At 64.7% G+C, this 14415-nt stretch carries 12 protein-coding genes and 2 tRNA genes; 10 read left to right on the top strand and 4 right to left on the bottom strand.

All coding sequences use genetic code 11. The features are described from left to right. The first annotated feature begins 68 nt into the window (after positions 1 to 68). From LPA27_RS07085 to LPA27_RS07050, 8 genes are all read left to right on the top strand, one after another. A tRNA-Ile gene (locus tag LPA27_RS07085) sits at positions 69 to 145 on the top strand. Positions 146 to 218: 73 nt separating this feature from the next. After that, entirely contained in the window at positions 219 to 344 is a 126-nt protein-coding gene (locus LPA27_RS07080; protein WP_228941994.1) for a DLW-39 family protein, read from the top strand. A 68-nt stretch (positions 345 to 412) separates the two neighbouring features. Then, a tRNA-Ala gene (locus LPA27_RS07075) sits at positions 413 to 488 on the top strand. Positions 489 to 803: 315 nt separating this feature from the next. Next, positions 804 to 1859, top strand: coding sequence for a sigma factor-like helix-turn-helix DNA-binding protein (locus tag LPA27_RS07070; RefSeq protein WP_228941993.1), 1056 nt, complete (start codon positions 804 to 806; stop codon positions 1857 to 1859). After that, on the top strand, positions 1852 to 3900 hold the full coding sequence (locus tag LPA27_RS07065; RefSeq protein ID WP_228941992.1) for a Z1 domain-containing protein: 2049 nt from the start codon (positions 1852 to 1854) through the stop codon (positions 3898 to 3900). The genes LPA27_RS07070 and LPA27_RS07065 overlap by 8 nt, the downstream gene beginning before the upstream one ends. After that, a complete protein-coding gene (locus tag LPA27_RS07060) occupies positions 3893 to 4999 on the top strand; it encodes a hypothetical protein (protein WP_186339695.1) in 1107 nt (368 codons plus the stop codon). The genes LPA27_RS07065 and LPA27_RS07060 overlap by 8 nt, the downstream gene beginning before the upstream one ends. A 3-nt stretch (positions 5000 to 5002) precedes the next feature. After that, the gene (locus LPA27_RS07055) at positions 5003 to 5878 is read left to right on the top strand and encodes a hypothetical protein (RefSeq protein WP_228941991.1); all 876 of its coding nucleotides are present in this window, start codon (positions 5003 to 5005) and stop codon (positions 5876 to 5878) included. Continuing rightward, positions 5875 to 6156 carry a hypothetical protein gene (locus LPA27_RS07050; RefSeq protein WP_186339697.1) on the top strand — a complete coding sequence of 94 codons (282 nt, stop codon included), beginning with the start codon at positions 5875 to 5877 and terminating at the stop codon, positions 6154 to 6156. Before LPA27_RS07055 ends, LPA27_RS07050 begins: the two co-directional genes overlap by 4 nt. A 12-nt stretch (positions 6157 to 6168) precedes the next feature. Here the strand turns inward: LPA27_RS07050 and LPA27_RS07045 are convergent, their stop codons facing one another. After that, positions 6169 to 7560: a DNA cytosine methyltransferase gene (locus LPA27_RS07045; RefSeq protein WP_228941990.1), complete on the bottom strand. Its 1392-nt coding sequence runs from the start codon at positions 7558 to 7560 to the stop codon at positions 6169 to 6171. 262 nt (positions 7561 to 7822) lie between these two features. Here LPA27_RS07045 and LPA27_RS07040 point away from each other — a divergent pair, with 262 nt between their 5' ends. Further along, entirely contained in the window at positions 7823 to 8470 is a 648-nt protein-coding gene (locus LPA27_RS07040) for a DUF3883 domain-containing protein (RefSeq protein ID WP_228941989.1), read from the top strand. Between the two features lie 122 nt (positions 8471 to 8592). Here LPA27_RS07040 and LPA27_RS07035 read toward each other — a convergent pair whose 3' ends face one another. The 3 genes from LPA27_RS07035 to LPA27_RS07025 all read right to left on the bottom strand — a co-directional run bounded on the left by LPA27_RS07035 (position 8593) and on the right by LPA27_RS07025 (position 11286). Next, positions 8593 to 9036, bottom strand: coding sequence for a very short patch repair endonuclease (locus tag LPA27_RS07035; protein ID WP_267477191.1), 444 nt, complete (start codon positions 9034 to 9036; stop codon positions 8593 to 8595). A 187-nt stretch (positions 9037 to 9223) separates the two neighbouring features. Continuing rightward, positions 9224 to 10186 carry a hypothetical protein gene (locus LPA27_RS07030; RefSeq protein WP_228941988.1) on the bottom strand — a complete coding sequence of 321 codons (963 nt, stop codon included), beginning with the start codon at positions 10184 to 10186 and terminating at the stop codon, positions 9224 to 9226. Then, a complete protein-coding gene (locus tag LPA27_RS07025; protein WP_228941987.1) occupies positions 10183 to 11286 on the bottom strand; it encodes a hypothetical protein in 1104 nt (367 codons plus the stop codon). Before LPA27_RS07025 ends, LPA27_RS07030 begins: the two co-directional genes overlap by 4 nt. Before the next feature lie 324 nt (positions 11287 to 11610). Here LPA27_RS07025 and mobF point away from each other — a divergent pair, with 324 nt between their 5' ends. Beyond that, entirely contained in the window at positions 11611 to 14370 is a 2760-nt protein-coding gene (mobF, locus tag LPA27_RS07020; RefSeq protein WP_228941986.1) for a MobF family relaxase, read from the top strand. Positions 14371 to 14415 lie beyond the last annotated feature (45 nt).

The following is a 14415-nucleotide window of genomic DNA, read 5'->3' as shown; positions in this document are numbered from 1 at the left end:
GGCCCGGCGCGGTGGGGTAACGTCACGCCTCGGTCGCCCGGCGTCCACCCCGATCCAGGTCGGGAAGAGGGCCTATAGCTCAGACGGTTAGAGCGCTTCCCTGATAAGGAAGAGGTCACAGGTTCAAGTCCTGTTAGGCCCACCAGCACGACCACCGCCTCCCGCTCCACGAGGCACAGCCGGAGTCACCGATCGCCCCACCACTGCGGAGGCACACCGTGAAGAAGATCGTCCTGCTGGCCCTCGCCGCCGCCGGAGCCGTCCTCACCAAGCGCAAGCTCGACGAGAGCCGCTCGGAGCAGGCCCTGTGGGCCGAGGCCACCGACCCGGTCGCCCGCTCCTGAGGCCTCGGCCTCCCACCGACTGATCCACCAGGTGGCCCCCGCGGCCACACCCGCGGCTCACGCCGTACGGGGCCTTGGCGCAATTGGTAGCGCACCTGCTTTGCAAGCAGGGGGTTGCGAGTTCGAGTCTCGTAGGCTCCACCAGAGAAACCGCAGGTCAGCCTGCGGTTTCTGTGATTTCCGGAGTGTTCCGGTCGACTTCGGGATCGGTCTCTAGGGGGACTGGTGGGGGAAATCTAACCCAACAGGCACCGCTGGCACTTTTACCTTTCGCCCCGTCGGTCGCAAAAATCGAACTATGGTGAGCGTCGCTATAGATCAGTCGCGTACGGGGGCTCGCAGTTGGTTTCGCATGTGCATGGGCAGAGCACTGGTGACACGCCCCCTCAGACGGACCCCTTCGACGCCGATTGGATGACGCCCAGGTCCCCGTGGCCAAAGGCAGACGATCAGACCCATATGCCTATCGGCACGACGCACTTGGCCGCTGGCGGACCCCGCGCGAACGCCTCCCAGCGCCGCCGGGCCACCGCCGAGGCAGTCGAGAAAGCGTTGCGTACTCGCCCAGACGAGCCGCTGTCACTCGCTGCCCTCTACGAGGCAGCCTTCGACCTCGTGGACTTCGTCCCCACCGAGAACGACGTGAGCTTGGCCGCCCGAGCTCTGGTGACAACCCGAGAGAACTTCTTCAGGGTCGGCCAGGGCGCGTACGCGTGGGCGCCAGACGGAACCCCGCCCCCACCGCCGCCTCCGGCTCGAGTCGTCGCCATGATGGAGTTGCGGCGAAGTGGCCGAACCTTGGACGAGATCGGCAAGGTCTTCGGGATCACTCGGGAACGCGTGCGGCAACTCATGCGCAAGCACGGGGGCCCCGACGCGGCATCGGTGAGGCAGGCACAGATCGAGCGGAACCGGTCCGAGGAGCATGCGCACGGCATGTCCGTCTCGGCGGCCATCCGGGATGTGCTCGCTGACATGAATCCGAGGTCCGTCGAGGAAGTCGCGACTTTGACCGGGATCGCCAGCGAGGACATGGCCAGATGCTGGCCGGACGATCTGGCGCATCTCCGGCTGTGGGCGACGACGGCTCCCGAGAACCGCTGGTCGGACGAGGAGATCATGGACGCCATGAGGGCGGCCGCCGTGTACGAGTACCCGTTGACTTCGAAGGCCTACACAGCCCTCCTCGCAGTGGGCCAGATCACCGGCCCCTCAGTCCCGAGGATCGGCCAGCGGTATGGATCCTGGACAGCCGCCTGTGAGGCTGCGGGCGTTGAACCCGGTCGAACGGTCCGCAGTCATTATCAGTCGAAGTGGAACGACAAGGACATCGCGGACATTGTTCGTCAGTATCTGCTCGACCCAAGCGCGCCGAACTCCGCACACCGATTCGACGAGTGGAGGCGAGTGAACGTGCCCGACGGTCCATCCTTCCAGACCGTGCGCAACCGGTTCGGTTCATGGACTGAGGCGAAGCGTCGAGCGTTGAAGCCGACGGGATCCGAGGATGAGTGAAGTCACACGTTTGGACGGGATCCTGGCTACGACCATCGACGACAACACGCGGAAAGGAATCTGGGAGTCAGCGTCGGCCATCCTGAAGCATGGTCCCAACCCAGGTCAGGCAAGCGATCCGACCGTGCTCGCGCTGGGCTACGTGCAGTCCGGCAAGACGACCTCGATCACCGCGCTTGCTGCCGCTGCCGCGGACGAGGGCTATCAGGTCATCGTTGCTCTTCTTGGGTCCACCAACCTGCTTCTCGATCAGAACAAGCAGCGGCTCGAAGGGTCCCTAGGGATCACGACTCGCAGCGACTACGTCTGGATCAGCGAGACGAACCCAGCCACCGACGCTGCGGGCAAGAAGCTTCGCAGCTTCGTCGACATGGGCCGGGTATGTCTTGTGCCTGTGCTCAAGCACGCAGGACGCATCAGGGCCGTTGCGAAGCAACTGGCGAAGCTTCCGGACGAGTTGCGCGTGCTCGTCATCGACGACGAGGCAGACCAGGCGTCGCTGAACACCAGCAAGGACGCCGAAAGTCAGACCTACGCTGCCATTCGCGAGCTGCGGTCGTCCGTACCGAGCCATCTCTACGTGCAATACACGGCAACGCCGTACGCGCCCCTCATGCTGGACGCTGCCGACATACTGAGCCCCCAACACGTGGAGTTCCTGACCCCGGGCGAGGGATACACAGGCGGCAAGCAGTTCTTCATCGACCATGCCGATCGAGTCGTTCGCAACGTGCCCATGTTGGACGAGCAGGCCTCCAAGAGCCCACCGCTACAGTTACAGAAGAGCCTGCATCAGGCCCTGTCGTCGTTCCTAGCAGGCACTGCACTCCTTCTACTCAAGGACGCGGCGAGCCCGCCGATCAGCATGCTGGTTCACTCCACGGCTCGCAACGACGTTCAGGCGCGGTACGAGTTCCTCATTCGCCGGCAGCTGGACCAGTGGCGCAAGGCCTTGGTGCCCGACGACCCCGAAACAATTCCAGAGTCCATCACCGACGAACGCGAACGGCTCGTGCAGAACGGTGCCTCAGACGTCGACGATCAGACCTTCGCTCACAAGCTGAAGTTCGTACTCGCACAGGCAATGACCTGGCTCGTGAACAGCGCGGCTGACATCAACAAGGTCGACTGGCACGTATCGCCCGTCCACGTCCTCGTCGGCGGCAACAAGCTCGATCGAGGATTCACCGTCGAAGGGCTCACGGTCACCTACATGAACAGGCCTGCGAGTCCGCAGGTAGACACACTTGAGCAACGTGCTCGAGCCTTCGGCTACCGAAGGGACTTTCTGCCCTACTGCCAGTTCTTCGCCAGCAAGAAGACGATCCGCTCCCTTACCGAGATCGTGCACACCGAAGAGGACCTACGCGCGCGACTGCACGATCACATCGAGAGCGGTGGGTCGGTTCACACGTGGGCGCGCGAGATCGGACTCGTGCTGCCGGACGGGATGACACCTACTCGATCGAGCGTGGTTTCAGCCCTGTCGACGATGGGGCTGGGCTGGCACCAGATGCGCACGCCCTCTCGCCAGGCTGTCGACACATCTCACAACTACGGACTTCTCGAGGATCTTGGCCTGTTGGACGCCCCGCGAGTCTGCCAGGGTCGCCTGGCATTTCGCACCCTCACGGTCGAGTCACTCGAACCCTTGGAGCGCCTCTTCACACAATGGGCTCGTCCCGACTACAGCCCAGGATGGCTCCACGACGAGTTCGCGGGTGCCATCGGCCGCGGCTTCACTCACCTGAAGAGCGCCACCATCATGCTGATGGAGGACGGCGAGGCTCCACGCAAGCGCCGATGGTCTGGTGAGCTTGGCTTCGTCAATCTCTTCCAGGGCCGCGACCTGAAACCACAGCAGAACGGTGACTTCTATCCCGGGGACCGACTCGTGGAGAACCTGGAGAACGAGCCGAACCAGATCGTGATCCAGATTCATCGCACTCAAGTGCGGCAGCACGAGGACGACGGCGAGGTGCTGGCGCTCGCGGTCTACCTCGGATCAGGGCTCGTAGTTCGAAAGGAACGGAATGTCTGAACACCTCCCGGCCAGCGCGGGTCGCCCGTCGAGCGCCCCTCTGTCAGCTCTGCGTCTCGATCCGGAGAATCCGCGCATACCCGAGACGCACCGCACCAAGGACACCGCTGAGCTCGCGACGCTGCTAGAGATGGGGTTCGAGGCCTATCCCGTCGCGCAGTCGATAGCCGAACTGGGCTTCTTCAATGCCGAGCCACTCATCGTGATCCCCAGCCCCGATGAGGCGAACGCCTGGATCGTCGTCGAGGGGAACCGACGGCTCACCGCACTCATCGGACTGGCCTATCCCGAGATTCGAGCAGGCTTCGCGACACCCGATCGTTGGGAGAAGTTGGCCGCCAGCCGCTCGATCAGCCCCGAGATGGCGGTCCCGATCGTCGTCCACGAGACCCGCGAGACGACGCATGCGGAGATCGCGCGAGTTCACGTCGTCGGCAAGCTCGGGTGGCGTCCCTTCATGCAGGCTCGGTACATCGCTGCTCGCGTGGCAGAGGGACGAACACTGCAGGAAGTCGCTGACCTGATCGGCATTCCCAAGAGCAAGGCTGCCGATCTGTACCGCGACCAGGCCGTGCTGACACAGGCTGCGAACCTCGGGCTTGAGACCTCGCAGGTCGAGAGTGCCTTCTCGGTGCTCACCGTGGCCATGGGCAGCACGAAGATCCGCGGCCACGTTGGCGCACCGTTGGGATCGCAGACTGTGATCGGACAGGATCCCGTGCCCGCCGACAGATTCGATGAGCTCAAGGAGGTGATCCAGTGGGTGTTCGGCGACGAGGAGCACGAGTCCCTGATCTCTGACTCGCGGCAGATGTCGCAACTCGGCAACGTCGTCGCCTCTGAGGTCGGACTCGAAGCGCTACGCGAGGGCAAGACGCTTGAGGAGGCGAAGCAACGGATACAGGAGAAGGGCCTGGACCCGCTGAAGGCGCTGACACTGAAGCTCAACGCTGCCAAGAACTCGCTGAACGCCGCCAGCGGCGACGTCGCCGAGTTCGCGATCGACGCCGAGGTTCAAAGCCTCGTCGACGACATCGAGTCACTGGTTGGAAGCATTCGGTCGACCCTCGATGACGTCACCGCAGAGACCGACCTCTAGCAAATGACGGACCTGGAGGTCTCGACCACCGAAGCCATCGCAGACTGGATCGAGACCAGTGTGCTCGTCAGCCGCTCAGGCCACTTCGGACGCGACAAGCTGGACGACCTGGCGCAGAGCGAGATCGGCGCCTCCTCGATGAAGGTCGCTATGGCGCTCGACACGATGGCCAAGCGGGCAAGCGTGCTCGGTAGCTCCTACCCGTTTGTCGTCAGCGACCTCGCAGTCCTGCGACGAGACGGCGCGCATGCCGGCCACTATGCGGCACTGCTTCACCTCACGCCAGGTTCGGTCGCGCGTCAGACGGTGCGGGCGTCCGATACCGCCGTGATGGGCGAGCTGCTCGAGGAGATTAGCGAGGCCGCGCTTGCAAATTTTTGGGGCGATGGCGGGAACGCCGTGTCGTTCGGATACCCGTCGAAGCACGGCCGTCCAGAGTCATTTGATCAGGCTGTGGGATGGCTCGCCAAACGAATCGGCGTTGAGCCGGGACGGGGATACCGCCCGCCACGCCGAAAGGACGGCGGCGTCGACGTCGTCGCCTGGCGTCAGTTCGCGGACCGCCGACCGGGCTTTCCTGTCGCACTCGCCCAATGCACGATCCAGGCAGAGACCTTCACCAAGACCACCGACATAGACCTTCGACTCTGGGCAAGTTGGCTCGCGATGGACGTCGACCCCCTTAGCCTGCTGGTCATTCCAGGGACGATTCGGGCCGCCGGCCCAGATTGGAGACAACTGGCCACCGTGGTCATGGTCATTGATCGCCTTCGACTGCTCGAACTCCTCGGGCGTGGTCCCACAAAGGACGTTGACAATTCGTGGGTAACCGGAACGACCTCGTTGTTGCAAGCAGTCGTGAGAGCGTCAGAGCTGTGACCACCAAGGCTGACATCGTCTGGGACATCGCACTGCAACTCGGAGCGGAGCCTCCGAGGATGTCCACGGGATCGACGGAGCCCCGAGAGATCTTCGAGATCGTCAACGACCGCCTAGGACTCGGCATCGACAGCCGGCTCACGAAACCCGACATGGCTCGCCAGATCGTCGAGGCCGCAGGCTTGACCTGGAACGCCCACTACGAATCCAGTGGCGGGACGGTGACCAAGGTGGGCCTTGCGGCAGTGCTCGAGGCTGTCGAGCACTTTGTTGCCTGATTGGGTCGCTGATCAGCCGGCGACACGGCGAGCGTCAGCCGAGCGACGACGCCTAACGATGACCTCGCGGCTCGAATCACGATGACGCTCAAGGGCCTCGTCTGGGCTGATCGCCGACTCCTCGACGGCTAGCGCGAGGCGTGGCGCGCGGCGTCGCACGGCGGCCAATGAGCTAAGCACGTGCTCGCGGAAGACGTGGTATGCGGCGCCGACGTTCACACCGTTGCCCATCTGCTTATAGGTGGCAGCGTCGGGCTGGTCACCGAAGTCGAACCACTCCGGCAGGCCCTGCAGCCGAGCAGCCTCGCGAGGGGAAATTCGGCGGAGACGATCGCCAAGGATGCTCGTTTGAGTGATCGCCACCAGCGCTGGAACGTAAGTCGCCTGCTTCACTCGCAAGCCGGACGGTCGCAGGTGCATTACCGTCTCGGCTAGTGAACTGGCGGCCTGCGCCTGCCATTCGAACTTCCTTCGGGACGACGGGAAGTCGCGGAGGTAGTTCCATCGGGAGAGCCAGTCCTCTAGAACGTCCTGGTGCTCGGTGTAGAAAGCCGCGTTTTTGCGAAGGAACGAGGCCTTCCAGTCCGCGGTCCCGACAGGGACCACCAGGTCGTCCTCGTGGATGAACGCGTCGACCCACACCGGGAAGCCCGGCAGCTTCTCGACACCTGCGGATCGCAGCGTAACCACGAAGTCGTTCCACGCTTCCACCCAAGTCGTCTCCGCAGGTCCAAGATTCAGCCGCAACTTATTTCGGAGCTCTGGATCGGGCTGGACGGGCAGATGTGTCTCTAGGTCCCACTCGGATGGTGACCAACCGTCGACTGGAAGGTGAGGGACTGACGGATCGACATCGATGCGGGAGCCGCGGGTTCCGACATACGTCGCCATGATGAAGACGCGCTCGCGAACTTGCGGTCGTCCTCCACGCTCGGGCGGAAGCAGATGCGGCGAAAACACGATCGGCCGAGACGACACCTGGTAGCCGAGCTCCCGGAGCGAGCGGACAATCACGATCCACTCGTGCCTATGACGCGGCCCGTAGATGTTCCGGACGTTCTCCAGCAGAACGACGGTTGGCCTCCGCACCTCAAGAATCCGAAGGATGTTCCAGAACAACGTTCCGCGTGCCTCGTCCATGCCCCGCTGGAAGCCAGACTTCGAGAACGGCTGGCACGGAAAGCCGGCAGCCAAGACATCGTGCTTGGGCACCCGCATGTGGGTCTCGGTGTCATTGATGATGTCGCCGTGAGCCTGGATGCCCCAGTTCCGCTCGTAGACAGCAGCGGCCTCAACGTCCTTCTCGACAGCGTAGACGCACTCGCCACCCAGGGCGCCGAGAGCAGCGTGGAACCCGCCAACGCCTGCGAACAGATCGACGAAGGTGAACGGAGCCGAGCTCATGTCAGCTAGCTTAGCTGAGATTTCAGCTTTGTGCGTACGTTCTCGCATGGTGTTTCCCGTCCGTTGCCCCGATCCCGGCGTGCGACTCACAGACGTCGCCAAACCTGGATGGTAGACGCCACCACCGACGGATTGCGGAGCTGCCGCCTGGAGGAGTTGGGGCGGGCGGCGGCCAATTTCGGCAATCCGCTGATAGCCGACGACCTCTTCCTGGACGATTTGATGCGTGGTGTCTGGACCTTGGAGTGACGACGAGATCGGCGTGACCGTCGATGTCTACTTCCGCATGCTGACACTCGAGCTCGCTGGCGAGAGCTACACGAAGACTGAGTTCCGTCGTGAGGTCGAGCGGGACGTCGCTCGCTCGTCGGGCGCGATCGAGTACAAGTTCAATAACGTCTCGGCGGTCCTCGACGAGTTGGGCGCCGTCTGGATTCCTGGGTATATGCCGCTGCGCAACGTCCAGGATCGGCTACGGGTTGTCGTTCGCGAGCGCTTCGAGGCGGACAGCGAACTCCGCGCCTTCATGCTGAAGGCAGTGGCCGATGGTGACGTCGATCCCTCCGACCTCGGCGCAGAGGTCGCCCCACCGAACGCCGACTGGCCAGCGGCCCGGGGCGCACGTGTCGGCGTCCTGGGACTCGACTTCGCGGCGATTGAGTCATCCAACAGAGCCCTCGGGCGTGCAGGCGAAGAATCCGTGCTTGTTTGCGAGCGCGGACGGCTGGCTACCGCGGGCCGCGCAGATCTCGCAGCGGAGGTCCGCCATGTCTCTGTAGTCGACGGCGACGGACTGGGTTACGACATTCGGTCCTTCCAAGGCCTGACCGATGAGCCGGTCTTCATCGAGGTCAAGACCACGCGGTATGGCAAGGAAGTGCCCTTCTACATCTCCGGAACCGAAGTCTAGGCGTCCATCGATCTCGGGCCGGCGTACCGGCTGTGGCGCGTGTATCGCTACGGCAAGGCGGACACCGGCTACTACCGGCTGCCAGGCCCGTTGACTCAGCACGCCCGGCTCAGGCCCGACACCTATCGTGGGCTGCCCTCAGTTGGATCCTGACTCCGGACGGCCACGGCTACGGCCGTCGCGACCGTCTCGGGATCGTCATGCTCCCAGAAGCGAAGGACGGTCCATCCAGCGTCCTGCAGCCGTGAGGTGGTGTCGGCGTCACGGGCGACGTTCTGAGCCAACTTTTCCGACCAGTAGGACGCGTTCGTCCGCGCTACGGTCCGATGCTTCGGGCAGGCGTGCCAGTAACAGCCATCGATGAATACGGCGATGCGCTGCTTGGTGAAGACGATGTCGGCCGTGCGGTTGAGACCCGGCTCCGGTCGATGGGCGACGCGGAAGCGGAGGCCGGCTGCGTGGAGTCGGCGCCGGACTGCGAGTTCAGGCGTGGTGTCTCGGGACCTGTTGCCCTTCATCACCTTCCGAGCGGCGGTGCTGCTTGCCCAGCTCTCATACGGTGGCATGCACTCATCATCCGTGGCTTAGCCCGTGGCTACATATCGGACGGGCCGCGCCCGGTGGACCCGGTGTCGGACCTCGGGCCCCGCCGGATTCGGTCGCTACCCGACACACCGAGCCACACAGGCCTAGAGAGTCGAGCAACTGAGTCCCCGGATCTGCCGTACCGACCCGCTCCCAACTATCGGGGACTCAGCAACCCGTCGCGGCAATTGGCGGAGGGATGACTCGGTCCTTCCTCGACCGAGGTAGAGCGTCGACCGGCTTCGCCGCCGCTACTGAGCCATGGAGCCCAGCGACCTCTTCCTCAACGAAAGCACGGATATCTGGCCATTCAGGCCACGACGTAGGGTCGATCAAGCGCAATTCGTGTACAAGTCGTCCCCGATCCCACAGGTACGTCACGTTCGTCCCTGCACGCTCCCACCAGGGATCCTTCGGCCTCATAAAGAAGGGAACTGCGAAGCCCACTAAAGGGTCAGATTTGACCCGGATCCACTCGCGCCAATCTTCAGGGACTACATCACGGGGCTTCTTGACAAAGGCACGCTGGATTGTGTTCTGGGCAAGTACGATCGGGAACGCGATCTGCCCGTCTGGAAACGGGGCCCAGCCGATGATGTCAACCCCCCCGTCCAGTGACTCCGAATATGCCTCGTGACTACGGAGCCCAACGCCAAGACGTTTGGCAAGCCACTCGACGGCTTTCGGGAACTCGCTTGGCCGTCCCCCGCGCGGGGGCCAACCGAACACCAGCGCCTGGGCTCGGGGGCCAAGCGCGGCTCGGACGGCTTCGCGTACAACTGCGTCAAAGAGTGGGTCGGAGCGGGGATAGTCTTTGGCCAGTCGCAGAGGGGTCTCTCTAAGGGACAAAAGCGTCAGGAAGGAATAGAGGTCCGAACTTCCGCTTTTGTCGAAACCGACGCCGTTGTCCACGGTGAAGAATGGGTAGTGCGTCCCCATGTGGCGAGCCCGTCGATCAATCTCTGCAAAAGCGAAGTCAAGTTCCTCCTCTGAGGGAGCTTGCCCGCTGGTCCATCCGTCCCGCACTTCGGCGAGTGAAAGATATTCCTCGCCTGAAACGAGCATCTCCGCCTCGATGTAGTGCGCGAGTTCGACGGGATCCGAACTCTTGGGCGCTTCGATCCAAGTCATTCGTTGCCCTCGCCGGTGCCGGGCTGCGCCAATATATCGTCCACAAGGTCGTGGAGTTCCCCCAACAGCTCTACCGTCGGGCGTGGGAGATCCACCCCAGCCTCGCGCGGCCTAGTGGCCCGCAGTTGACTAAGCGCTGTGTCGACGGCTCGGGCGAATTGCTCATCAGGATCCTTGGTGGCCGCCTCAGCTTGGGTCAGCGTGCCGCCGCGACGCAGAACCTCGAGACCTCGACCAGAACTATCCGCGAGCACTCGCGATAAAGTGCCCAACTGGCGAGAGTCGGTGAGCAGCGGCGGTTGTGACTTCGTGCCGAATATCCAAACTAGAACTTCCTGAAGTTCTTGTTTACGATCATCGGGCAGCGGCCAATGCTCCGGATCGACATGGCGAGGCGCGGGACCGCCTATGTGGTCCCGAATACCACGGTTCCCCATTGCTGCATTAAACACACCGAACTTCTGACGAGCGGGGCTGGTGTCAAGGCGGAACATCTTTGTGCCCTGCTCCAGGATGTCGTGATCGCGGTACATCGCTCGGACCGCTGTCGGAGTCTTGCCGACGAGTTCAGCAACATCGACGAGGGAGTTTCCGGCTTCCACTAACCCGACGATGTATCTGGCCTGGGCATACGCGCCCCATGGCTCAATGCCGGCGATGTGTCTGTACCCAAGGAGCGGCGCAATGCTTCGCTCATCCTCGACGATCAGAACAGGAAAGACAGCAGCCGGATCGAGTTTGGGCAGAACCTTCCAACCCTTGTTCTCGCTGATGAACTCGTCACGAAGTGCATCGTGCTGAAGGCCGAGAAGCGCCGTCAGCCGCCGGTTGCCTTCAATCACTCGATACTTCTCGCCATGGCGCACGGCGATCATCGGCTCGCTCAAGAAGTACTGATGCCTTGATATGGACTCTGCAATCCGAAACGGGTGATACTCCTTGGCCATGAGAACGGCCAGGGCCCTCTGGCGTTCATCGCCGTCTGGTTCATCCTCATCGCCGAGTTGATCCTCGGACCGCAAACGCGGGTTATGCCAGTCGAGCAGTAGTTGACCTGTCGGCAACATCTCGAGCGTGCCCTGGTCTGCAGCGGGAACCATATGCGTAACTTACAAGGTTCCTGCCCGTGGACTCAGCGTTGTGGGGGGAGCGAAGACTGAACCAGCCCCAATTGCATCCAGTCCCAGTCAGTGGCGGAGCAAGTGCGCTGCAAACCTGACACCAGGGACGCCTTGCTCGCGCGACACGACACTTCCGATGACGAGGAATGACGAGCGCCTACGAGTCCGAGATCCGGCGTCCCCACAGGTCCCTTGAACGATTCAAACCGAGCGGCATGCATGCTACGAATGTCCGTAGATCGGTCCGCCCCTCGGGGCGGGTCGAGCGTCATTTCAAGGCTAGGTGACGACGGCTGACGGGCGGTGACGACGGCGATGCACGGTGGGGTCAAGTTCTACCGCGGCTCCCCGTCCGCCGCGCGCTCGTACGTCGAGGCCGACCGTTCGCGGGTCGACGACTACTACCTCGCCGAGGGCACCGGGGTGGCCGAGCGCTACGTCGCTTCGACTCCGCTGGGGGAGGGGGGACGCGGTGTTCTCGCAATTATGGACGGGGGGACGTTGGATGGGGACGCCTACGAGCGGTGGGTCGCCGGCTACAACCTCGACAGCGGGACGCCGAAGGGCCGGCTGCGCGATGACGCACACGCGCTGCGGTTCGTCGAGGTCGTCGTGAACGGTCCGAAGTCGTGGTCGCTCGCCGCCGCACTTCACTCCGACGTTGCGACGGCGTACGACGCGGCAATGGATCGCGCGGCTGGTGAGGTGATCGGGTGGGTGGCCGAGCACGCCACCACCCGCGTCGGGCCACGTGGCCGGCAGGTGCAGGTCCCGGTGGAGAAGCTCGAGGCGGCCCTCGTGCGTCACTACACCTCGCGAGCCGGTGACCCGCACCGCCACCTCCACGTGCAGTTCAACGCACGCGTGTTCGCGCGCGAGGCGTGGCGCGGGCTGCACTCGGTCGGTGTCGTCGACAGCATCGAGGCGCTCAACGGGATCGGGCACGCGGCCGTGATGTGCGACCCCGAGTTCCGGACGGCCCTTGCCGCGCGTGGCTACACGCTCGATGAGGCCGGTGAGATCCAGCAGCTCGCGCCGTACGCCGGACGGTTCAGCCAGCGCGCCGCACAGATCGGTCGCAACGTCGACCGATACGAAGCCGCCTGGCGCGCCGAGCGCCCCGACCAGGAGCCCGGCCCGCGACTGCGCCAGACCTGGGACCGACGCGCCTGGGCCGACGCGCGGCCCGACAAGGTCGTGCCCAGCAGCGGCGCCGACCTCGTCGCCGCATGGAACAACGAACTACGCGACCTCGGCTTCGCCCCTCCCGCCACCGCGCAGACCATCTCGACGGCGCACCCGACAGCACAGCTGGGTCTGCAGATCGGTCGGATCAACCGCGACGTCGCCGCCGACCTCGTGCTCACCCGGCTCGGCGCCAAGCGGTCGGCGTGGAACGCACCGGACATTCGTGGGGAGGTCGAGCGACTGATCGCCTCCGTCGGCGTCGTCGCCGAACGAGCGGTCCGGCACGAGCTGGTCGAAGGCAGCGCTGAGCGCGCTTGGGCCCGGGGCGTGCCGTTGCTGGACCGAGGGGACGTCCCCGAACACGTCCGCAGCCTGACCTCCGACCACGTGCTCGCCGCCGAAGCCGACCTGGTCAACACCATCGCCGCTCGCGCCTCGCAACCGGTGACCACTGCGGGCCGGCTCCGCGACAGCCGGCACCTCGACCCGGCGCAGCAACGCGTCGTCGCGGCGCTGGCTGGCGGCGCTGGTCTGCTCGTGATCGAAGGTGCCGCCGGAACTGGCAAGACAGCAACCCTCGCGGCCGCACGCGAGGTACTCGATGCATCGGAACGTCGACTCGTGGTCGTCACTCCCACCCTCAAGGCTGCCCAAGCAGCACGGCAGCAGGTCGGCGCCGACGCCTTCTCCGCCGCATGGCTCATCCACCAACACGGCTACCGCTGGGACGACGACGGCCACTGGACACGAGTCAACCCTGCACCCGGCGCTGCGCCGGACGCACGCGCCCGCCTGCTCCCGGGCGACGTCCTCCTCGTCGACGAGGCCGGCATGCTCGACCAGGACACCGCCCGCGCGCTGTTCGCGATCGCCGACCGGGCGCACGCCACCATCGCGCTGCTCGGAGACCGCCACCAACTCCCAGCTGTTGGTCGCGGCGGCGTCCTCGACCTTGCCGCACGCTGGGTGCAACCCGCAGCCCACCACGAGTTCGAGTCGGTCCACCGGTCCAGCGATCCCGCGTACGCCAACCTCAGCCTGCTCGTGCGTACTGGTGAGCGATCTGGTGAGATCTTCGACAAGCTTTACGAGCGCGGACAGATCGTCCTCCACGCAAGTGAGGTCGAACGCACCGCAGCCCTGGCCGCCATCGGCGCCGTCGGCCTTGATGACGGTGATCAGCTCGTCATCGCCGACACCCGCGACCAGGTCGCTGCGCTTAACGCAGCCATCCGCGACCGCCGCCACGGCGCCGGCGCATCGACTCCTGCACCATCTGGTGCGCCGGTTGGTGAGCGGGCTGGTGAGCCCGTCACCTGCCGCGGTGAGCGGATCGGCCTCGGCGACCGAGTCGCCACCCGACGCAACGACCGCGACCTCGCAGTCGCCAACCGGGACGCCTGGACCGTCGCGGGGATCGGCGCGGACGGCAGCCTGCTCGTCATCGGCCGCGCCGGCCAACGCAACCTGCCCGCCGAATACGTCCGCGCGCACGTCGAGCTCGCGTTCACCACCACCGCCTACGGAGCCCAAGGCGAGACCGTCGACTCCGCCCACTTCGTGCTCGGGCAGACGACCGGCGCCGCCTCGGCGTACGTTGGTTTGACCCGGGGCCGTCACCACAACACCGCCCACCTCGTCGCCGAGTCCGTCGACGACGCCCGCAGCCAATGGGTCGAGGTCTTCAGCCGTGGCCGCGCCGACCTCGGACCACTGCACGCCGCACAGAAGGCCGCTGACGACATCGACCGGTACGGACCGAACGACCGTCGTACCTCGGCGGCATTGCAGGCGGCCGCGCTACGCGACAGCCCACGTCGCCCACCCCAGCCGATCCCCACCTCCTCGCCGACTGCTCACGGGATCGGACGCTGACCACTTGCTCCCGTCGAGTGATCGCCCGGAGCGGGACGGTCGACA

The organism is Nocardioides sp. Leaf374, from assembly GCF_916862475.1.
Taxonomy (GTDB): domain Bacteria; phylum Actinomycetota; class Actinomycetes; order Propionibacteriales; family Nocardioidaceae; genus Nocardioides; species Nocardioides kribbensis.
Note: the sequence above shows the minus strand (reverse complement) of the source record. Positions and strands in the feature narration are given on the sequence as shown.